At 29.2% G+C, this 20,228-nt stretch carries 23 protein-coding genes; 19 read left to right on the top strand and 4 right to left on the bottom strand.

Annotation, left to right across the window (positions count from 1 at the left end):
* The first annotated feature begins 138 nt into the window (after positions 1 to 138).
* From BLS77_RS16255 to BLS77_RS16245, 3 genes are all read left to right on the top strand, one after another.
* Positions 139 to 909, top strand: a complete 771-nt coding sequence (locus BLS77_RS16255) for a ParA family protein (RefSeq protein WP_089972181.1) — start codon at positions 139 to 141, stop codon at positions 907 to 909.
* Positions 910 to 913: 4 nt separating this feature from the next.
* Entirely contained in the window at positions 914 to 1,768 is an 855-nt protein-coding gene (locus BLS77_RS16250) for a ParB/RepB/Spo0J family partition protein (RefSeq protein ID WP_089972180.1), read from the top strand.
* Positions 1,769 to 1,895: 127 nt separating this feature from the next.
* Positions 1,896 to 2,381, top strand: coding sequence for a DUF4446 family protein (locus BLS77_RS16245; RefSeq protein ID WP_423231039.1), 486 nt, complete (start codon positions 1,896 to 1,898; stop codon positions 2,379 to 2,381).
* A gap of 96 nt (positions 2,382 to 2,477) precedes the next feature.
* Here the strand turns inward: BLS77_RS16245 and yyaC are convergent, their stop codons facing one another.
* Positions 2,478 to 3,074: a spore protease YyaC gene (yyaC, locus tag BLS77_RS16240; protein ID WP_089972178.1), complete on the bottom strand. Its 597-nt coding sequence runs from the start codon at positions 3,072 to 3,074 to the stop codon at positions 2,478 to 2,480.
* Positions 3,075 to 3,188: 114 nt separating this feature from the next.
* Entirely contained in the window at positions 3,189 to 4,352 is a 1,164-nt protein-coding gene (locus tag BLS77_RS16235; protein WP_089972175.1) for an aminotransferase class V-fold PLP-dependent enzyme, read from the bottom strand.
* A gap of 243 nt (positions 4,353 to 4,595) precedes the next feature.
* Between BLS77_RS16235 and BLS77_RS16230 the strand changes: the two genes are divergently transcribed.
* The 11 genes from BLS77_RS16230 to BLS77_RS16180 all read left to right on the top strand — a co-directional run bounded on the left by BLS77_RS16230 (position 4,596) and on the right by BLS77_RS16180 (position 13,599).
* Positions 4,596 to 4,835 (top strand): putative Se/S carrier protein, encoded by a 240-nt coding sequence (locus BLS77_RS16230; RefSeq protein WP_089972174.1) that lies wholly within the window; start codon positions 4,596 to 4,598, stop codon positions 4,833 to 4,835.
* A gap of 63 nt (positions 4,836 to 4,898) precedes the next feature.
* Entirely contained in the window at positions 4,899 to 5,813 is a 915-nt protein-coding gene (locus BLS77_RS16225) for a mechanosensitive ion channel family protein (RefSeq protein WP_242874005.1), read from the top strand.
* A 53-nt stretch (positions 5,814 to 5,866) separates the two neighbouring features.
* On the top strand, positions 5,867 to 6,052 hold the full coding sequence (locus tag BLS77_RS16220; RefSeq protein WP_089972171.1) for a DUF951 domain-containing protein: 186 nt from the start codon (positions 5,867 to 5,869) through the stop codon (positions 6,050 to 6,052).
* Positions 6,053 to 6,162: 110 nt separating this feature from the next.
* Positions 6,163 to 6,450 (top strand): 30S ribosomal protein S6, encoded by a 288-nt coding sequence (gene rpsF / locus BLS77_RS16215; protein ID WP_089972169.1) that lies wholly within the window; start codon positions 6,163 to 6,165, stop codon positions 6,448 to 6,450.
* 13 nt (positions 6,451 to 6,463) lie between these two features.
* Positions 6,464 to 6,916: a single-stranded DNA-binding protein gene (locus tag BLS77_RS16210; RefSeq protein WP_089972167.1), complete on the top strand. Its 453-nt coding sequence runs from the start codon at positions 6,464 to 6,466 to the stop codon at positions 6,914 to 6,916.
* A 38-nt stretch (positions 6,917 to 6,954) separates the two neighbouring features.
* Positions 6,955 to 7,200: a 30S ribosomal protein S18 gene (rpsR, locus tag BLS77_RS16205; RefSeq protein WP_089972165.1), complete on the top strand. Its 246-nt coding sequence runs from the start codon at positions 6,955 to 6,957 to the stop codon at positions 7,198 to 7,200.
* Positions 7,201 to 7,492: 292 nt separating this feature from the next.
* Positions 7,493 to 7,810 carry a MazG-like family protein gene (locus BLS77_RS16200; protein WP_089972162.1) on the top strand — a complete coding sequence of 106 codons (318 nt, stop codon included), beginning with the start codon at positions 7,493 to 7,495 and terminating at the stop codon, positions 7,808 to 7,810.
* Positions 7,811 to 7,833: 23 nt separating this feature from the next.
* Positions 7,834 to 9,786 carry a DHH family phosphoesterase gene (locus BLS77_RS16195; RefSeq protein ID WP_089972160.1) on the top strand — a complete coding sequence of 651 codons (1,953 nt, stop codon included), beginning with the start codon at positions 7,834 to 7,836 and terminating at the stop codon, positions 9,784 to 9,786.
* Between the two features lies 1 nt (position 9,787).
* Positions 9,788 to 10,231: a 50S ribosomal protein L9 gene (gene rplI, locus BLS77_RS16190; RefSeq protein WP_089972158.1), complete on the top strand. Its 444-nt coding sequence runs from the start codon at positions 9,788 to 9,790 to the stop codon at positions 10,229 to 10,231.
* Between the two features lie 15 nt (positions 10,232 to 10,246).
* A complete protein-coding gene (lonC, locus tag BLS77_RS16185) occupies positions 10,247 to 12,145 on the top strand; it encodes a Lon family ATP-dependent protease (RefSeq protein ID WP_089972156.1) in 1,899 nt (632 codons plus the stop codon).
* A 119-nt stretch (positions 12,146 to 12,264) separates the two neighbouring features.
* Entirely contained in the window at positions 12,265 to 13,599 is a 1,335-nt protein-coding gene (locus BLS77_RS16180) for a replicative DNA helicase (protein WP_089972154.1), read from the top strand.
* A gap of 44 nt (positions 13,600 to 13,643) precedes the next feature.
* On the opposite strand, the gene BLS77_RS16175 is transcribed toward BLS77_RS16180, so the two are convergent.
* The gene (locus tag BLS77_RS16175) at positions 13,644 to 13,991 is read right to left on the bottom strand and encodes an Hsp20/alpha crystallin family protein (protein WP_089972152.1); all 348 of its coding nucleotides are present in this window, start codon (positions 13,989 to 13,991) and stop codon (positions 13,644 to 13,646) included.
* Between the two features lie 132 nt (positions 13,992 to 14,123).
* Here BLS77_RS16175 and proC point away from each other — a divergent pair, with 132 nt between their 5' ends.
* The 5 genes from proC (at position 14,124) to BLS77_RS16150 (ending at position 18,725) form a co-directional block, all read left to right on the top strand.
* On the top strand, positions 14,124 to 14,924 hold the full coding sequence (gene proC / locus BLS77_RS16170; RefSeq protein ID WP_089972150.1) for a pyrroline-5-carboxylate reductase: 801 nt from the start codon (positions 14,124 to 14,126) through the stop codon (positions 14,922 to 14,924).
* 180 nt (positions 14,925 to 15,104) lie between these two features.
* Positions 15,105 to 16,394 (top strand): adenylosuccinate synthase, encoded by a 1,290-nt coding sequence (locus BLS77_RS16165; protein WP_089972148.1) that lies wholly within the window; start codon positions 15,105 to 15,107, stop codon positions 16,392 to 16,394.
* A 161-nt stretch (positions 16,395 to 16,555) separates the two neighbouring features.
* Positions 16,556 to 17,425 carry a hypothetical protein gene (locus tag BLS77_RS16160; protein WP_089972145.1) on the top strand — a complete coding sequence of 290 codons (870 nt, stop codon included), beginning with the start codon at positions 16,556 to 16,558 and terminating at the stop codon, positions 17,423 to 17,425.
* 234 nt (positions 17,426 to 17,659) lie between these two features.
* On the top strand, positions 17,660 to 17,842 hold the full coding sequence (locus tag BLS77_RS16155) for a DUF1858 domain-containing protein (RefSeq protein ID WP_089972143.1): 183 nt from the start codon (positions 17,660 to 17,662) through the stop codon (positions 17,840 to 17,842).
* Positions 17,843 to 17,972: 130 nt separating this feature from the next.
* Positions 17,973 to 18,725, top strand: a complete 753-nt coding sequence (locus tag BLS77_RS16150) for an acyl-[acyl-carrier-protein] thioesterase (RefSeq protein ID WP_089972140.1) — start codon at positions 17,973 to 17,975, stop codon at positions 18,723 to 18,725.
* 182 nt (positions 18,726 to 18,907) lie between these two features.
* On the opposite strand, the gene BLS77_RS16145 is transcribed toward BLS77_RS16150, so the two are convergent.
* The gene (locus tag BLS77_RS16145) at positions 18,908 to 20,158 is read right to left on the bottom strand and encodes a BaiN/RdsA family NAD(P)/FAD-dependent oxidoreductase (RefSeq protein ID WP_089972138.1); all 1,251 of its coding nucleotides are present in this window, start codon (positions 20,156 to 20,158) and stop codon (positions 18,908 to 18,910) included.
* Positions 20,159 to 20,228 lie beyond the last annotated feature (70 nt).

Here is a 20,228-nt window from a genome sequence, read left to right as displayed (position 1 = left end):
TAAATATTATTTTTTAAAAATAACTTAAAAAAATATTAAATTATATACATTTCTGCTTTGTTTACCTTTTAATATGTAATAAAAATATATATAATGTTAATAGAGAAGGGGGTGAAGCTCTATTATTAGAGCTATATTATGAAGAGAATTTGCGTTTTCAATCAAAAGGGCGGAGTAGGTAAAACAACAACTAATATTAATCTTTGTGCGTATTTAGCAATGGAAGGATATAGAGTATTAACAATAGATATAGATCCTCAAGGAAATACAACGAGTGGGTTAGGGCTAGATAAAAGAAATCTAGAATTATCAATGTATGATGTAATGACTTCTGATGTATCGATTAAAGATGTTATGTTAAAGAGTGAATTAGTACAAAATTTATTTATTGCACCATCAACTATGGAATTAGCGGGAGCAGAAGTTGAGATAATAGCTAAAGAGAATAGAGAAACTATATTATTAAACAAACTAAAGGAAGTTGAAGATGACTTTGATTTTGTATTTATTGATTGTCCTCCATCATTAGGAGTACTTACTATAAATGCATTAACATCAGTAGAATCTGTATTGATACCAATACAATGTGAATTCTATGCATTAGAAGGTGTAGGCCAACTTATGAATACACTTCAGTTAGTTAAAAAATCTTTAAATAAAGATTTAGAAATTGAAGGCGTAATTATGACTATGTATGATTATAGAACCAATTTAAGTAATGAAGTATATGAAGAAGTTAAAAAGTTTTTTAAAGATAAAGTTTATACAACCACAGTGTCAAGAAATATTAGGCTGGCAGAAGCTCCGAGTTTTGGTTTGCCAATAATGTTATATGATGAGAAGTGTAAAGGCGCAGCTGCATACAATGCATTAACAAAAGAATTTTTAAATAGGCAGAAGGTGAGATAGAATTATGAGTAAAAAATTTGTGCTTGGAAAAGGATTAGGTGCTCTAATTCCAGATGAATTAGAACCAAAGGAAAAGAAAAATAATAGTGAAATGTTTATTTCAATTAATTTAATTAAAAGTAATGAGAATCAACCGAGAAAAGCTTTTGATGATGAAAAAATAGCTGAATTAGCAGAATCTATTAAACATCATGGAATAGTGCAACCTATAATACTAAGAAAAGATAAAGAAAATTATATAATAGTTGCAGGAGAAAGAAGATGGAGAGCGGCTAAGTTGCTTGCACTTAAAGAAGTTCCCGCAGTAGTTATGGACTTAACGGATAAACAAGTATTGGAAATATCTTTAATTGAAAATATTCAGAGAGAAAATTTAAATCCTATTGAAGAAGCTATCGCTTATAAAAGATTATTAAGTGAATTTAGTTTAACTCAAGAAGAATTAAGTAAACGAATAGGTAAATCGAGGGTTTCAATTACTAACACTATGAGATTGATGAATTTGAATGAGAGTGTTCAACAATATATTATAGATAGTGTTATTAGCGAAGGTCATGGAAGAGTCTTATTAGCAATAAGTGATAATAACTTACAATATGAAATTGCTCAAAAAGTAATAGATGAAAAATTATCAGTTAGGGAACTAGAAACAATTGTTAAATATTTAAACAAAGAAAAGGTAGATATTGTACAACCAAGAGAACTTAACAATCCATATTATAAAGATATAACCAATAGATTAGAAAATTATTTTGGGACTAAAGTTAACATTAATAGCAAAAACAATAAGGGTAAGATTCAAATTGAATATTATTCAGAAGAGGATTTACAAAGAATACTAGAAATTATAAATTTATAATGTTTCACGTGAAACAATTTGTGAAATGAAAATTATAATTTTTTAGACAAAAAAATAAAGACATAAATTTAAAATGTTTCACGTGAAACATTTTTTTGAAAGGATGAAATTTGAATTGGAGAATATAATGAAAATGATAAATGAATATTCAACGTTTATAGTTATAGGATTAACAATAATTACTATTTTACTATTTGTAATTGTTATTATACTGATAAATTCAGTAAATAAGCTAGAAAAAAAATATAGAAAAATGATGAGAGGGGTAAATAATAAAAATTTAGAAGCATATATAACATCTAAAGTGGATGAAATAGAAGGAGCAGTAACAAATTCTGAGAAATCATTAGAAGAATGCAAAAATCTAAAAGAAGAACTTAGAAGTTGTGTTAATAAAGTCGCTATAATGAGATATAAGGCTTTTGAGGATATCGGAAGTGATTTAAGTTTTTCAATTGCAATATTAGATGATTATAATGATGGCGTATTAATAACTGGAATATATGCAAGAAATGATAGCACTACTTATGCTAAACCTGTAGACAAAGGCATATCGAGATATGACTTATCAGAAGAAGAAATTCATGTTTTAAATGAAGCAATAAATAAATAATAAAATAAAAAGTGTCACATTAAATTATGTGGCACTTTTTTTATTACAAATTTGAAAAAATAATACATTTAAATGAGATAGCACAGCATTCAAATTTTATAAAAAATGTATATTTTCTAAGGAATTATTAAAATGTTTATTATTAGATCCTAATGATTTTAGTATAAAATGATAAATACCGTTTGAGATACAATCAGCTAAGGCCATCACTGTATAAAGTCTAGTATTTTGGAGGACCATAAATTCAAAATTTCCAGAAATATTCACAATCCCAGTTATACTAAGATCACCAACTGGTGGTAAATCTTTATTTAGTGCTAATCCTGGATATAATGGACCTTCTTCAATGAAAACTTTACCAATATTATGTAGACTTCCTAAAGATGCATCTATGGCTATAATATAAGGATTATTAAATTGCAAATTAACTTTATTTAATACATCTATAAGATTTTTAGAATGAACTGGGCTCTCTAAACAACCATAAACATGGATGTTATTTAGTGATAGAAATTTCAACTTATATCCTACTAGGGGCCCAAGTGAATCACCTGTAGATCTATCTGTTCCAATGCAAATAAACACTATAGGCCTATTTTCCTTTAGAATATCGTTTAACTTTATATAAAGAAAATCCCTAACTTCTGAATAAGAGTTGGGTGATGTTGAATCTACTGAAAAACATGTATTCATACAAAAACCTCCTTTATTGAAATTATTGACAATAAAGAAAGCTACTATTCATGTATATAAGGGATATTCAAAAAATAAATTAAAGCGATATAAAATTAATTGTATAAATATAGTTTAAATTTTAAACCTGTTTTTAGCAATATCAGATATAGCCTTTAAAGTATAATCTAGTTCTGATTTTTTATTGAAATAGCTAACACTAAGCCTGATACTGCCGCTGGGATAACTACCTACTGTTTCATGCGCAAGAGGAGCACAGTGTAATCCAGATCTGTTTTTTATTCCATAAGTATTATCAAGCTCAAAAGATAATTCGGATGTATCCATATTGTTAATATTAAATGAAATACAGGTAGTAGAATTTAATGCTGTTTTATCTCCATAAAAAGTTATATCATCGATATTTAAAAGTTCTTTAATAAAGTATGAATGAAGATACTTATTATGTTCATAAATAGAATCTAAACCTTCGGTATTAATAAAATTAATACCTTCATATAAGCCGACTATACCAGGAATATTAAGGGTTCCTGATTCAAATTTATCAGGCAAAAAATCTGGTTGAGATATAGAATGAGATAAACTTCCAGTGCCCCCAACTATAAGAGGTTTACATACTTGATTCAAATTATCATCTATAATAAAACCCCCAATTCCTTGAGGTCCAAATAGACTTTTGTGGCCTGCAAAAGCTAATGCACTTAAATTCATTTCTTTAAAATCGGTTTTCAATACGCCTGCACCTTGAGCACTATCAAGTATAAAAAATATGCCTTTAAGCTTACAAATATTGCCTATTTCTTTTATAGGTTGAATACTACCTGTAACATTTGAAGCTTGACTTAATACAACCAACTTTGTATTAGGTTTAATTGACTTTAAAATATCATTAGAATTAATAAAGCCTTCAATATTTGCAGCTACAATATCAATCTCAATATTTAACTGTTCTTTAAGTTGATATAAAGGTCTAATAACGGAGTTATGTTCCATAGAAGATGTGATAACATGATCACCTGGTTTAAGAATTCCGTTAAGTAATGTATTTAGTGATGTTGTAATATTATTTGTAAAAATAACATTAGCTGGACAGTCAAAATTAAAAAAATTAGCTAATGATTCACGGGTGTCATATAATATACGATTAGCTTTTAACGAATTAGAATGATTGGACCTACCAGAGTTACCACCTATATTAGTTAGAAAATTGTACATGGAGTCGGCAACTAATTTAGGTTTAGGGAAAGTTGTACTTGCGTTATCTAAATATATATCCATAAAATCTCCTTTAAGACGTTAAATTTTATAATAAATAAGTATTAATATATTTATTATAAGTGGTTAGAATAATACCTTTAAAAACATAATAGATTAATTATAAAATAATGCAATAATAAATGCATCATTTTAATGAAAATAGTTATTTTTACTATGTATAGGTATTTTAATATAGAAAAAGTTATAATATAATTAGCATAGATAAATTTATATGTTATATATAAATTATATAAGGAGGAAAGAATGAGTTATTTTATAATTGTTTTTAAAAATACTTACGATGCCATGAGTGCAGAAAAAAAGCTGGAAGAAAAAAATATAGTATTAAGAATAATGCCAACACCAACTATAATTACACAAAGTTGTGGCATATGTGTAAGAATTGAAGATAGAAATAAAATAGATAATATAATTAATGATAAAATTATTGAATTTAAAAGTATATATGAGAGAAAAGAAGATAGATACAATAAGATTATCTAAATGAGGTTATAAAGTTATCTAAATAAAGCTATCATCTAAATAAAGTTATTAAGAGGAGAAAGTATGTATAGTAATTTAATGATGGTTAATAAAATAGGCATTTTCACATTTGAAAAAGCAGAAGCTGGAGGGTCAAGTATAGCATTAGACTGGGACAAGATAGAAATTATTATAGGTAAAAGTATTAAAGTGATTTTTATTCTTTTGGCAATGTGGATAGGAATTAAAATTGGAGATGCAATAATAAATAAATTTGTAGAGAAACAAGTTAAAAGTAAACTAAGTTTTTCTATGAATGAACAAAAGGCAATAACTATTGCATCTGTTTTAAAAAGCGCTCTAAAATATGGAATTTATTTTTCTGGATTTTCAACCATCATTTTTAGTAATTTCAAGGTTTCCGGAGAAATATTAGCAGTTGGGGGATTTGCAATTGGTATTGGGGCTCAGAGTTTAGTTAAAGATTTAATTAATGGTTTCTTTATATTATTTGAGGACCAATATGGTGTTGGAGATCATGTAACTTTAGGGCGATATGAAGGTATAGTAGAAGGAATAGGCATTAGGACCACTATATTAAGAGGGTTTACAGGCGATGTATACACTGTAACTAATGGATCGATATTAGAGGTTACAAATCATTCTAGAGGGGATATAAGGTTTAGTGTAGATGTAGAAATAGCATATGAAGAAAATGTAGATAATGCATTAGACTTGATAAAGAAGGTTTGTCTTAAATTTGAGGAAAAATATAAAGAGGATTTAAGAGGAAAAATTGATGTGTTAGGAGTAACAGCATTAAATGCAGCGGGAGTAACTATTAGAATTATTGGTAGGGCAAAGCCTTTAAGTCAATGGGAGATGGAAAGAAAACTAAGAAAAGATATTAAATTTGCATTAGATGAGTGTGGAATAGAAATTCCTTATCCTAAGACACAAATAATAAATATTAAAAAGGAAATAGATTTAGACAAATAGAGAAATAATAAAAAAAAATTTAGTTAAAATATTAATGGAATGGAGGGGTAATAATGGTAGATAGCTTTGATCTAGGCGATATTGTTGAAATGAAAAAGCAACATCCTTGTGGTAGCAAAGAGTTTGAGGTAATTAGACTTGGGGCGGATATAAAGATTAAGTGTACTGGATGTGCAAGAATAATAATGCTTCCAAGAAGTAAATTCCAAAAAGATGCAAAAAAAATAATAAAAATGTAAAAATAAAAATAAAAAAACTTGAAACATCTTAAAAAAAATGATAAAATATTGAATTGTAATCCCTGCTGTGTAAAGCATGGCCGATAGTCCAAGGGGAGGAGGTGAAAATGATGAGAAAGTACGAAGTTATATTTATATTACACCCATCATTAGATGAAGATGCTGTTAAAGCAAACATCGAAAAGTTTAAAGGTGTTATAGAAAATGGTGGAGGAACAATCGAAAACGTAGATTTCTGGGGTAAGAGAAAACTTGCTTATGAAATATCAAAGGTTAACGATGGTTACTACACATTAGTGCACTTCAATGCAAATCCTGAATTACCTAAAGAATTAGACAGAGTATTCAGAATTACTGATGGTGTTATAAGACATATCATAATTAAAAAAGAAGCGTAAGAGGTGATATTGTATGAATAAGGTAATGCTTATTGGAAGACTCACTAGAGATCCAGAATTAAACTTTGCAGCTAACAGCGGAACTGCCGTTGGAAAATTTTCTTTAGCTGTAACAAGACAGTTTAAAAAGGAAGAAACTGATTTTATTAATTGCATAGCATTTGGTAAAACAGGAGAGATAATAGCACAATATCTTACAAAAGGAAGCCCTATAGCAGTTACTGGCAGTATCAGAACTGGTAGTTATGAAGCTAAAGATGGAACAAAGAGATATACAACTGATGTAGTTGTAGAATCATTTGATTTTATCGGAGGCAATGCTAATAGTGGAAGAGATCAAAATTCATCAAATGGTGGATTTGGAGCTTCAAAACCTGAGTATTCAGCACCGTCAAACAATTCATTTGGTGGAGCTAACTTTGAAGAAGATATGACTCCTGTCGATGACGGGGATATGCCTTTCTAAGAAGATAAGTCTAAATTTTTAATTAAGGAGGGAATATCATGAGAGACGTAAAGAGATCTGGTGGAAAAATGAGAAGATCTAAGAGAAAAGTATGCTCATTCTGCGTAGACAAAGCTGTAGATATCGATTATAAAGATATAAATAAGCTAAGAAAGTTTGTTACAGAAAGAGGAAAGATACTTCCAAGAAGAATTTCTGGAACTTGCGCTAAACATCAAAGACAAGTTACAGCAGCTATAAAGAGATCAAGAAATATAGCATTATTACCATTCACAACTGAGTAGTAATTAGAACCCCTGATTAGTCAGGGGTTTTTTATTATATAAATATATATATTTGAGGTCATTAATTTGTTGCAATAATAATAATTTATAATTTATAATAGATATATAAGGGTATTAAGATATCTAAAAAAATAACAGTTCAACGTGAGATGTATATTTTTTGATTATGCGAGGAGATGAAATACACTGATAGTATTTCTATAAGTGTATTATATCGACAAAGTATGGACAAAAATAGACTAACATATGGATTAATTATTTTTTGAAGGTGTCTGAAATAGAGGTGAAATGGGTGAAGAGAGAAGATTTAAATATAATGGCTAACATAAAAATTATAGAAAAATTAAAAGCCAATCTTTTATGTATTATAGGTGAGTTTTTTACCTTGTTAACAAAAGGTAGTAATGTAGCACAGGATTCTATATTAAATTGCATATCTGGAGCTATGTTAATATTATATGTATTAGGACAAAAGTTAGGATATTCATGTAAAGATATTGATGAAGATATGAAGAGTAAATTAAAAGTTGGAATATCTGAAGGACATGAATATGAAAAAGAAGGTAGAAGTTTAAGTAAACTTCAAAGCCATTTAAAGCAAAATCATTAATTCAATGATTGTAGGAGGCTTTTATGAAAAAAGAACTAGAAAATATTAAGCCTGTGATAACACCAATAATGTTTATTGGTGCTTGTATAAGTTTTTATTATATAGATAATGTATTTTTAGGTTCTATACTAATAGTTATATATATATTATTTATTTTAAGTGGAGTTAATAATAAACGTAAGCATAAGAGCTCTATAGAAGAGTTGAAATTTAATATAGATGAAGCTATAAGTGAGAATATGTTAAATCTTATATTTCCTTTGGTTTTAATAAATAGAGCTGGAGATATTGTATGGAAAAATACTAAGTTTGAAGATATTCTAAAAAAAGATGCAAGCGAAGCAAATATAATTAGTGTTGCTACAGGTTTAGAATTATCTAGATTAATAGATTGTGATAAAGACTTCTATCAAAAGATTAAAATTGAAAATTCCTTATATAAAGTATATTCACAAGAGGTTAGTATAAATAATAAGCAGTATCAAGATAATATATATGCCGTATATTTTAACAATATGAGTGAGTTTAATAGCGTTGATTCTACAAAAGAAAGTATTATATTAATTGAGGTCGATAACTTAGTAGAAGTACTAGAGACTACATTGGATGCAGATAAACCTATGCTCGTGGCAGAAGTTGAAAGAGATATAAATGCATATGCACACAAACTTAAGGCTATGATAACTAAGTATGATACTAATAAATATGTTTTTTCGGTTCAAGATAAATATATAAATCAAGAAATTAAGTGTAAATTTAGTATTTTAGAGAGTATATCTAAGATTGATAGAGGGAATAAATTAGAAGTAACTCTTAGTATTGGAATTGGAAGAGGTGGAATATCTCCTCAAGAAAATTATAACTTTGCTAGTGCGGCAAAAGAATTAGCACTAGGTAGAGGTGGAGATCAAGCCGCAGTAAAGAATAATGATAAAATAATATTTTTCGGTGGAAACACAAGAGAAATTGAAAAAAGAACAAGAGTAAGGGCTAGAGTTATAGCTCATGCGTTAAAAGGATTAATTTATGAAAGTAGCAATGTTTTTATTGTGGGTCATAAGAGTCCAGATATGGACTGCTTTGGTTCAGCTATAGGAATAGCGTCTGTAGTAAGACAACTAGGGAAGCCTTGTAATATAGTCTTAAATAATGATATAAATGCAATAGAATATTATTTGAATAAGATTAAAGAAGATAGTAGATATAATAACTTACTAATAACATCAGAAGAAGCAAATAAACAACTAACAGAGAAGTCACTAGTTATAGTAGTTGATGTTCACAATAAAAGTTATGCTCAGGAAATAGCCTTTGTAGAAAAGGCCCACAGGAAAGTTATTATAGATCATCACAGAAGGAGTCCTGACATTATAGAAGGCGCTATATTAACATATATAGAGGTATATGCATCATCTACCGCAGAAATGGTAACAGAGCTTATTCAATATATGGTAGAAAAACCAAAGCTATCTAAAAATGAAGCTGAAGGGCTACTCGCAGGTATATTTATGGATACAAAAGGTTTCTCCTTTAAAGCTGGAGTAAGGACCTTTGATGCAGCATCATTTTTAAGAGGTTTAGGAGCGGATACTATAGAGGTTAAAAAGATGTTTACTGATGATTTGGAAGATTATTTAATGATTGCTGATACTATTAGATCCGCAGAGGTAGAAGATGGAATAGCAATTGCAGTAGCACCAGAAAGATTAAAAGAATCTTTTATGGTAGCAAGATCAGCGGATGAGCTATTAAGTATATCAGGAATAAAAGTTTCATTTGTTTTAGCAAAAATAAATGATGAAATTATAGTAAGTGGAAGATCTATTGGAGATATAAATGTGCAAATAATATTAGAAGCTATGGGTGGTGGCGGTCATATGAATATGGCGGGAACCAAACTGACAAACACAACAATAGAGAGTGCCATAGAGCAGTTAAAAGACGCGATAACAAAAAAATTAAGGATGGGTGAGTAACATGAAGGTAATACTATTACAAGATGTTAAGAATATGGGAAAAAAGGGAGATGTAATAGAGGCATCAGATGGATATGCAAGAAATTTCCTATTTCCAAAGAAGTTAGCTATGCAAGCTAATGATAATAATTTACATGTATTAAATGCGAAAAAAGAAAATGAAAGAAAGAAAAAATTAGCTGAATTAGAAGCAGCTCAAAAACTAGCTAGTGAGTTAAAAGGAAAAGAAATAACAATAAAAGCTAAGGTTGGAGATAAGGGCAAATTATTTGGAGCTATTACTAATAAAGATGTAGTTACATTAATAAATGCAAAATTTAAATTAGAAATTGATAAAAAGAAAGTTATAATGGATACAATAAAAATTGCAGGTACTTATGAGATAGAAATTAAATTATACCCAGAAGTAACTACAAAGATGAAAGTAATTATTGCTACGCAATAATAAGGGGGATTAGTTTTGAAGTCATATGATGAAATAAAGAATTTAGAAGATATACTAAACAGTGATTTATCATTAGATGCACAAGTGAATGTTATACATCAAATACTTAAAAATATTTTAGATGAAGGTGCAATAAGAGCAAGAACTGTAAGATTTAAACTTCAAAAGTACGTAAATTCTGCTAATATATGTGAAAGAGTTTATGCGTTGAATATAATAGCTTCTGATGGAAAGGGTGTAAAAACAATTCCTTCAGAAGAAGATGTTAAAGATTTGTTAGAGGATACTATATATTTTATAGCAGAGAATTTAGCAAGAAAATATGTTCAAACTAAAATAGAGACAGAAGTAGAGAAAGCTTTAGCAGAAAGACAAGATAAATTTATGGATGACTTAAAGGTCTCTATAATTAAAAAGCAAAAAGGTCCTGAAAGTGAAAAAACTAATGTAAAATTGGAAAGGCTTCAAGCTTTAGATGCAAAGAATATAAATAAGAATGTTATGAATTTACTTAGACCGGAAAACTTAGATGAAGTAATAGGTCAAAGTAGAGCTATAAAATCACTTATATCTAAAATGGCATCTCCGTATCCTCAACATATTCTTTTATATGGGCCACCGGGGGTTGGGAAAACTTCAGCAGCAAGGCTTGCATTAAAGGCTGCAAAGAAGCTAGCAATTACTCCTTTTGATGAGGATTCTAAATTTATAGAAGTTGATGGAACTACATTAAGATGGGATCCAAGAGAAATAACAAATCCACTACTAGGATCAGTACATGATCCTATATACCAAGGTAGTAAAAAAGACCTTGCAGAAATAGGAGTTCCTGAACCTAAAACAGGACTTGTAACAGAGGCTCATGGTGGAGTTTTATTTATAGATGAAATTGGTGAACTTGATGATATTCTTCAAAATAAACTGTTAAAAGTTTTAGAAGATAAGAGAGTTGCATTTTCATCATCATACTATGATCCAGATGATGAAAATACACCAGGGTATATAAAATATTTATTTGATAATGGAGCACCAGCAGACTTTGTTCTAATTGGAGCAACTACTAAGGCTCCAAGTCAAATAAATTCTGCATTAAGATCAAGATGTACAGAAGTGTACTTTGAGCCATTATCAGCAAAGGATATAGAGGGGATAATAGAAACCGCATCTACTAAGCTTAACGTAAAGCTAGAAGATGGTGTTGCGGAATTTATAAGCAGATATACCATAGAAGGTAGAAAGGCTGTAAATATCCTTTCTGATGCTTATGGATACTCTTTATATACTACTGATAACTCAATAGAAGATAATATAATTAAGCTTAAGGATGTAGAAGAGGTTATTTCTATTGGTAGATATTCACCTTATGAAATTATAGAAGATATAGATAATAGTAAAATAGGTCAAGTTCATGGCTTAGGAGTAAGTGGTTTCATAGGATCGACATTAGAAATAGAAGCCGTAGTTTTCCCAGCTAAAAAGAAAGGCTTTGGAACTATTAAGTTTAACGATACTGCAGGTTCAATGGCTAAAGATTCAGTCTTTAACGCTGCATCTGTTATAAGAAGAATAACAGAAAAGGAAATTAAAGATTATGATATACATGTAAATGTAGTTGGTGGAGGAAAGATTGATGGTCCTTCAGCAGGAGCTGCTATAACAGTATGTATAATAAGTGCACTTCTTGAGAAACCTATAAGACAAGATATAGCTATTACCGGGGAAATATCTTTAAGAGGTAATATCAAACCCGTAGGAGGTATATTTGAAAAAATATATGGAGCAAGAAGAAAAGGCATAAAACTTGTGGCAATTCCAAAAGCTAATGAAAAAGAAATTCCACTTGGCTTAGATGATATAGATGTAATTGCATTAGATCATATAGACGAATTGTTAAAGATAGTATTTGAGAAGTAAAATGAATTAAGCTTCCTTGAAAAAGGAAGCTTAATTTTATGAGAAAAATTATAAAAAGGCCTATATATGTGATATTATTTACATATAATAAATTTAAATAAATTAAGAGGGGGTGCATTATGGAAGCTGCAGCTATGAGAAGTTTGCCGCAAAGTACAGAGGCGGAACAGTCTGTTATCGGATCTATGATAATAGATAAGAGTGCTATTTCTAAGGTGTTAGAGAAGTTAAAAGAAGAAGATTTTTATAGAGATAGGCATAAAGCTTTATATAAAGCTTTAAGAGAAATGTTCCAAAAAGATATGGCGGTTGATTTATTAACTATATTAGAGTATTTAAAATCAACAGATATGCTAGAAAAATCTGGTGGTGTAACATATATATCAGAACTAAGTGCATCAGTACCCACTACTGCAAACTTAAGTGCCTATATAAAAATAGTAGAGGAAAAATCATTACTTAGAAGATTAATTAAGTCCTCAACTAAAATAATAGAAGAAAGTTATAATGGGCAAGATGATGTAGATAAAGTATTAGATAGCGCTCAAAAGAAAATTTTTGACATAGCAGAAAAGAAAAACTCAGGAGATTATGAGGTTCTTTCAAGTGTGTTAGAAAGAGGCTTTTTAGAAATAGAAAGACTTTTTAATAATAAAGGTGAAATTACAGGGGTAGGCTCAGGAATAAAAGATTTAGATGAAAAAACTTCTGGTTTTCAAAAGGGTGAAATGATTCTAATTGCAGCAAGACCATCTATGGGTAAAACAACTTTTGCATTAAATATAGCTGAAACAGCAGCTTTAAGACATGGTAAAAGTGTAGTTATATTTTCTCTGGAAATGCCAAGAGAACAATTAGCTTATAAGCTACTTTGTTCTGAAGCAAGGGTGGATATGTTGAAACTTAGAACTGGTAATTTAGAAGATGATGATTGGGAAAGAATAGCAAAGGCTACTGGACCATTATCAAAAGCTAAAATATATATAGATGATACTGCAGGGTTATCTGTAATGGAAATGAGATCGAAATGTAGAAAGATTAAAATGGAACATGGAATAGATATGATACTTATAGATTATTTGCAACTAATGTCTGGAAGTAATACTGAAAGTAGACAACAAGAAGTATCAGAAATATCTAGATCCATAAAAGCATTGGCAAAAGAAATGGAATGCCCTGTTATTGCATTATCACAACTATCACGTGCTCCAGAACAAAGAGCAGATCATAGACCTATGCTTTCAGATTTAAGAGAATCTGGATCTATAGAGCAGGATGCTGATGTTGTTATGTTCTTATATAGGGATGAATATTATAATAAAGAATCAGAAGATAGAGGGACAGCTGAGTGTATAATAGCTAAGCAAAGAAATGGTCCAGTTGGAACAATTAAAATGGCTTGGATAGGCGCACACAGTAAGTTTGCCGATTTAGACGTAGTTCATGGTGAATAAAAAAAAGTTATGCTTAAATGCATAGCTTTTCTTTTAAATATAATTTATTGAAATTTTTTAGGTAAGGTTATGTATATTAAATGTGGAAAGCATATATTTTGAGTTTGGGTTATATCTATATCCTTTAAATAAAAAGTTCTTTTATATTTTAAAGAAGAATATTTATTACCCTTAAAGGTAAAATCAATTACAAGAAAATTGTTTAGATAGCTTAAAACAATACTATCTTTATGCAATCCTTGAAGGTAAATAGAAATAGTATATTTATATGGATTATCTAATATATTAACTAAAATATTATCTTTAATATCTAAGGTGTTTTGATTTAGTTTATTATCATTAGATGATTTTTTTAATAAAGAAAATTTATTTTTTGAATTTCTAATTACCATAAAAAAACCTCCTTACATAACAATAGTTTGTGTAAGATGAAACAAGCTATCCTATGATGGTTATGGTGGGTAATGTATATTATTAATAATAAAGATAAAAATAGAAGTCTATAATAAAATAGGGGGAAAAAAATGAGTAAAAAAATTGGATTTATTGGTTGCGGGAATATGGGAAAAGCTATGGTTTTAGGTCTTTTAACTAATGAAAAAATAACTAAAAATGATATATTTATTTCTACTAGAACAAGGAAATCAGGAGTTAAGATAACAGATGAAACTGGAATAAAATATACCTTGAACAATTGTGAGGTAGCTGAGTTTGCAGATGTTTTATTTTTAGCAGTAAAACCTAATATGTACAAATCAGTTATAAAAGAAATTACAAATTATGTAAAAGAAAATGTGATTATAGTTACGATTGCTGCAGGGGTTAAACTTTCGGATGTAGAAATGTGGTTTGGGAAAGAAGTTAAAATAATAAAAACAATGCCTAATACACCGGCAATGGTTGGGGAAGGTATGTCGGCAATTTGCTTTAATAAATTAATAAAGCAAGAAGAATTAGATTATGTTTGTGGTTTATATAATAATTTTGGTAAGTATGAAATTTTGGAGGAAAAAGATTTTCATGCATTTACAGCATTATGTGGATCCTCACCAGCTTATGTGTTTATGTTTATAGAAGCTATGGCAGACGCTGCAGTTAAACTTGGAATACCAAGAGCAAAAGCATACACTATGGCATCGCAAAGCGTATTAGGCTCAGCAAAGCTTGTTTTAGAGACTGGTAAGCATCCAGGAGAATTAAAAGATATGGTTTGTTCACCTGGAGGAACTACTATAGAAGCTGTAATTGAATTAGAAAATCAAGGTTTTAGAAATTCTGTTATAAGTGCTATGGAAAAGTGCGCAGATAAATCTGAAAATATGTAATTGAAAATTAAAAATTTAATGATTATACGAATTATAGTAAAAAAAAGCAAAAAAATATTCGCAAAAAAGTTGAAAGTTTTACCTTACTTTGATACTATAGTATGTGGGATTTAAATTATTTTATATCTCAAATTTATTAGTTTAAGACTAAAATAGTCTTTTAATAAGGAGGAAACATAAATGTCAGCATTTATTGTTCTAGGAGCACAGTGGGGAGACGAAGGTAAAGGAAAGTTAACAGATTATTTAGCAGAAGAAGCTAACGTAGTAGTTAGATTTCAAGGGGGAAACAATGCAGGTCATACTGTTGAAGTTGGAGAAAAACAATATAAACTTCATCTAATTCCTTCAGGTATATTACACGATGATAAATTAAATGTTATAGGTAATGGAGTTGCAGTAGATCCAAATGCTTTATTTAGCGAAATAGATTATCTGCAAAGAGAGGGTGTTAATGTTACACCAGAAAAACTTATTGTAAGTGATAGAGCTCAGCTTATAATGCCTTATCATAAGACATTAGATATACTAAAAGAAAAAGCTAGAGGGAAAAATGATATAGGAACAACTGGTAAGGGAATAGGTCCTTGCTACACAGATAAATATGAAAGATGTGGAATTAGAGTTTGTGATTTATTGCATACTGAAGTTTTTGAAGAAAAACTAAGATTCAACATAGAATCAAAAAATGCTTATATAACTAACGTATTAGGTGGAGAAGAATTAAATTTTGATGAAATATTTAATGCTTATGTTAAGCTTGGGGAAAGATTAAGACCTTTCGTTCAAGATACTTCAGTTAGAGTATATGATGAAATAAAGAAAAATCAAACAGTACTATTTGAAGGTGCTCAAGGAATGCTTCTTGATATAGATCATGGAACATATCCATATGTAACATCATCAAACACTACAGCAGGTGGAGTCTCAACTGGTATAGGTGTTGGACCAACTATGATAACAAACGTTGTAGGTATTGCGAAAGCTTATACTACAAGAGTTGGTAAGGGACCATTCCCAACTGAATTAGAAGATGCAACTGGTGAGTGGATAAGAGAAAAAGGACATGAATATGGAACTACTACAGGTAGATCAAGAAGATGTGGTTGGTTAGATGTAGTTATATTAAAGACTACTATTAGAGTATGTGGATTAACTTCATTAGTTGTAACTAAAATAGATACATTAGCAAACTTAGAAAAGATTAAGGTTTGTGTAGGATATAACTTTGAAGGTAGAGTTATAGATTACTTCCCAGCAAGTTTAGAAGATTTAGCTAAATGTGAACCAATTTATGAAGAGTTTGATGGTTGGGATGATAGTATTGCAGATGCAAGAAGCTATGATGAAATACCTGAAAATGCTAAGAAGTATTTAAAGAGAATAGAAGAACTTACAGAAACAAAGATTTCAATAGTTTCAGTAGGTCCAAAAAGAGATCAAACAATTAGAGTAAGAAAAGAACTTTAATAAGGGCACTGAAAGAAAATAGACTAGAAGATGATTTGCTATTTTTTCAAAATGCCTAATAAAAGCCCAAGATTTTTTAGTCTTGGGTATTTTATTGTTATAAAAATATAAAAAATGTAATATATTTAAATATATTGATAAAAATAGAGGAGGATTAATAAATGGAATTTAACAAATCGCAATCAAAATTGAAATTAGGAGAAATAATATCAAAATCTTTTAAATTAGTAGTGGACAATGCTTTAGAAATTTTAAAAATAACTGGTATTTTTTTAGTACCTGTATTTTTAGTGATAATTGGATTATTAGTTGCATTAATATTTGCATTAATTGGAATAATTGGAACGGGAATATATAGGTCAAGCCCAGATGAGTTAATATTAGTATTTTTCAAAATGATTATACCATTATTAATATTTACAATATTAATAATGTTAGTATCGCTTGTATCATATTTTGGATATGGTATCATAATTAAAGTATTAGGTGATAGATACAAGGGTGAAGATACTGGTTGGAAAGACTCAATGAAGTATGTTTGGGCGAAAAAATGGAGCCTAATAGGAATGAACCTACTTATTTTATTAATATATTTTGTAGCATATATAGTGATAATGATATTAAGCGGGATATTAACAGCTGTAACATTTGGAATTGGGTTGATAATTATAGTTCCTATATTAATTGCGTTATCCGTAATAGTAACTGCAGTGTTTATGTTATTTAATTCTATGTTAATAACTAAAGATTTAAGAGCTATGGATGCCATTAAACAAACTTTTAGATTATTTAAAAAAGGAAGATTCTGGAGAATGATAGGAAAGTGTGCTGCATTAAGTGGTATTACTAATTTAGCAATCTTAGTAATAGTGTTATTAGCAATGATTCCTCTTTTAGGAGTTATAGTAGCTATACTAGCAATTGTAGGTCAAGTATATGTTCAAAGCTTCCTAATGGCAGCTTGCAATATAATAGTAATGGAAGATATGGAGCCACAAGATGGTTTTAGTGAAGTGAATTTTATAGAATAAACGAGAATTTTTAAATAACCCTTTTAATATTTTGTATTAAAGGGGTTATTTTTTATTTGAAAAGGAATAATACTAATAAGGATAGAAAAAACAGTATATTATAAGGCATATATTAAGATATGAAAGTGGTGAATAGTATTAGTATAAAGTAAGTTGACTTTTCAAATTTATAGGAATATAATTATGTGCATATAATAAGTACATTAAAAAATAATTAAAGGTAGGGTGAAAAATATGATTACTAAAGAAATGACTATAGGTGAAATAATAAGTAAAAATCCAAATGCAACTGAGATACTAATGAGCTTTGGTATGGGATGCATAGGGTGTCCATCAGCACAATCAGAAAGCGTAGAGGATGCAGCACAAGTACATGGGTTAAGCTTAGAAGCTTTATTAGAAGCATTAAATAAATAGGTAAACCAAAACACTCTATAGTTTATAAAAGACTATAGAGTGTTTTTTAGGTTTGAAAAGCAAATTTCTAATATATAAAATATAAAAGAGTATGGTATTATTATATAAAAGAAAAAAATAGGGGGAAAAAATGGGGAAGAAGTTTTCAAAAGATTATGAGATACATTATTATGAGGTTGATTATAGATTACAATCAACTATTACAACCATAGTTAACTTTATGGGGGACATAGGAACAGAACAATCGGAAAAGTTAGGTGTAGGAATGGAATATTTAATTTCAAAAAATATGACATGGGTATTTTATAAATACGATATAAAGGTTCATAGATATCCTAAATATGGTGAAAAATTAAAAATGGTAACCGAACCTAGCGGTTTTAAAAAATTCTATGCAACTAGAGAGTATACTATTTATGATGAGGATGAGAACAAAATAGTTGAAGCACAAGCTATATTTTTCTTAATAAATACGGATAAGAGAAAAGCTATGAGAGTTCCAGAAGACCAATATGTTGTTTATGGAATAGAAGGGGACCTTGGAAAAGATTTTAAAATTGATAAGTTAGAAAAATTAGAAGAGGCTATGTATTCAAAAGAATTTAAAATAAGATACAGTGATATAGATTCAAATAGACATGTAAATAATACTAAATATATAGAATGGGCTATTGAGACGTTACCATTAGAATTAGTTAAAGATTATGAGTTAAAGAGGATTAAGGTAACATTTGAAAAAGAGTGTTTATATGGAGAAGAAGTATGTGTGTCAACATCAACAAGAGAAGAAGTTGATGGCACTATAACTAGCATCCATAAAATAGAGAACTCTTCAGGTAAGAAAATTACATCGTTAGTAGGAGAATGGAGAAAAATCAAGTAATCCTTAGCTTAAGGTATTTTTTTTGAACATGACTAAATTAGGGTTTGTATAAAAGTAATACCTTGAACCATCAGAAGATTAGAAGAATTTATTCATGTATATAAATATTTAATGAAATTAAAATACAGAGTATTTAGGTTTTAATTAACCAATCATACTCTGTATTTTTTTTGTATAATTTTCTATTTATTATTATTTGAGATAGCTTTAGCCGCGCAGTAGCCAGAACTCCAAGCCCATTGTAAGTTAAAACCACCACAGTCACCATCTACATCAATAATTTCTCCAGCAAAATATAGATTAGGGATTAATTTGGACTCAAGAGTTTCAGGGTTAATATCATTAGTATCAATTCCTCCGATAGTAACTTGAGCTTGAGCAAATCCATTAGTACCTGTGCAAGTAAACTTCCAATGTTTTAAAAGTTTAATTAGTTTACGTTTTTCTTCCCAGTCTAAATCATAGCAAGGTGTATGTATATTTGAAATACCTGACTCTTTAAGAAGGGTAGGAATTAATTTTTTATTAATAATACCAATTAATGCATCAGAAATAGATCTGTGACAGAAAATAGCTAAATGCCCTTCTATAAAATTAGCAACTTCGTCAGAAGAAAGCGTCGGCATCATATCAACTATAATTTCAACCTTCTTTTTATTTGATAATGCTTTAGAGGCATAACCTGAAATTTGAAGTATTGGTGGGCCTGATATACCATAGTCAGTAAAAAGAATTTCTCCAAATTCTTTTCTAGATTCAATACCATTAACTAAAAGTCTTGCAAACCCATCAAACTTTATTCCTGTTAATGATTTTAAGTAAGGGCTTTCTAATTTTAATTGAACAATACTTGGCAAAGGTTCAACCATTTTATGTCCTAGTGTTTTTGATAAATAATAACCTGAACCATCAGAACCTGTTTTTACTGCAGAATTTCCGCCACAAGCTAATAATAATTTATTACATGTGAATAACTTATACTCTTGATTATCTGTGGATAAATTAAAGTTTTCATTTCTGTGGATAGATTTCAATTTACAACTTGTGTATAACGGAATATTTCTATCATCTAAAGATAATTTTAAAATATCAACAACCGAAGAAGCTTGCAATGATTTTGGATACATTTTTCCATTCTGTAATTCTACTAAAGGTAATCCTAAAGATAAAAAGAATTCCTCTGTATTTTTAACACCAAATGATGATAAGGTTTTTGCATAGAAACCTGTATTTTCACTATGGTAAGAAAGGAAAGGAAAAGATATTGTTTTGTTTGAAATATTACATCTACCATTACCTGTAGCTAGTATTTTTTTCCCTATTCTATCAGTAGCTTCTAAAATAGCTACATCTAAACCAAAGTCTTTAGCGGCTATTGCAGCAATTAAACCTGAGGCTCCGCCGCCAACTATTATTAAATCATGATGTATCATAATTAATTTTCTCCTTAAATTATATAAGATTTGTATTTAGTATATTAAAAAAATATAGGATTTATCCCGG

Source organism: Clostridium gasigenes, assembly GCF_900104115.1.
In the GTDB taxonomy this organism is placed as follows: Bacteria; Bacillota; Clostridia; order Clostridiales; family Clostridiaceae; genus Clostridium; species Clostridium gasigenes.
Note: the sequence above shows the minus strand (reverse complement) of the source record. Positions and strands in the feature narration are given on the sequence as shown.

Excerpts from the sequence above, each read along its gene's own strand:
- BLS77_RS16255 (WP_089972181.1), top strand. The coding sequence starts at position 139 with ATGAAGAGAATTTGCGTTTTCAATCAAAAGGGCGGAGTAGGTAAAACA.
- BLS77_RS16250 (WP_089972180.1), top strand. The coding sequence starts at position 914 with ATGAGTAAAAAATTTGTGCTTGGAAAAGGATTAGGTGCTCTAATTCCA.
- BLS77_RS16245 (WP_423231039.1), top strand. The coding sequence starts at position 1,896 with ATGAAAATGATAAATGAATATTCAACGTTTATAGTTATAGGATTAACA.
- yyaC (WP_089972178.1), bottom strand. The coding sequence starts at position 3,074 with ATGAATACATGTTTTTCAGTAGATTCAACATCACCCAACTCTTATTCA.
- BLS77_RS16235 (WP_089972175.1), bottom strand. The coding sequence starts at position 4,352 with ATGGATATATATTTAGATAACGCAAGTACAACTTTCCCTAAACCTAAA.
- BLS77_RS16230 (WP_089972174.1), top strand. The coding sequence starts at position 4,596 with ATGAGTTATTTTATAATTGTTTTTAAAAATACTTACGATGCCATGAGT.
- BLS77_RS16225 (WP_242874005.1), top strand. The coding sequence starts at position 4,899 with ATGTATAGTAATTTAATGATGGTTAATAAAATAGGCATTTTCACATTT.
- BLS77_RS16220 (WP_089972171.1), top strand. The coding sequence starts at position 5,867 with ATGGTAGATAGCTTTGATCTAGGCGATATTGTTGAAATGAAAAAGCAA.
- rpsF (WP_089972169.1), top strand. The coding sequence starts at position 6,163 with ATGAGAAAGTACGAAGTTATATTTATATTACACCCATCATTAGATGAA.
- BLS77_RS16210 (WP_089972167.1), top strand. The coding sequence starts at position 6,464 with ATGAATAAGGTAATGCTTATTGGAAGACTCACTAGAGATCCAGAATTA.
- rpsR (WP_089972165.1), top strand. The coding sequence starts at position 6,955 with ATGAGAGACGTAAAGAGATCTGGTGGAAAAATGAGAAGATCTAAGAGA.
- BLS77_RS16195 (WP_089972160.1), top strand. The coding sequence starts at position 7,834 with ATGAAAAAAGAACTAGAAAATATTAAGCCTGTGATAACACCAATAATG.
- rplI (WP_089972158.1), top strand. The coding sequence starts at position 9,788 with ATGAAGGTAATACTATTACAAGATGTTAAGAATATGGGAAAAAAGGGA.
- BLS77_RS16180 (WP_089972154.1), top strand. The coding sequence starts at position 12,265 with ATGGAAGCTGCAGCTATGAGAAGTTTGCCGCAAAGTACAGAGGCGGAA.
- BLS77_RS16175 (WP_089972152.1), bottom strand. The coding sequence starts at position 13,991 with ATGGTAATTAGAAATTCAAAAAATAAATTTTCTTTATTAAAAAAATCA.
- proC (WP_089972150.1), top strand. The coding sequence starts at position 14,124 with ATGAGTAAAAAAATTGGATTTATTGGTTGCGGGAATATGGGAAAAGCT.
- BLS77_RS16165 (WP_089972148.1), top strand. The coding sequence starts at position 15,105 with ATGTCAGCATTTATTGTTCTAGGAGCACAGTGGGGAGACGAAGGTAAA.
- BLS77_RS16160 (WP_089972145.1), top strand. The coding sequence starts at position 16,556 with ATGGAATTTAACAAATCGCAATCAAAATTGAAATTAGGAGAAATAATA.
- BLS77_RS16155 (WP_089972143.1), top strand. The coding sequence starts at position 17,660 with ATGATTACTAAAGAAATGACTATAGGTGAAATAATAAGTAAAAATCCA.
- BLS77_RS16150 (WP_089972140.1), top strand. The coding sequence starts at position 17,973 with ATGGGGAAGAAGTTTTCAAAAGATTATGAGATACATTATTATGAGGTT.
- BLS77_RS16145 (WP_089972138.1), bottom strand. The coding sequence starts at position 20,158 with ATGATACATCATGATTTAATAATAGTTGGCGGCGGAGCCTCAGGTTTA.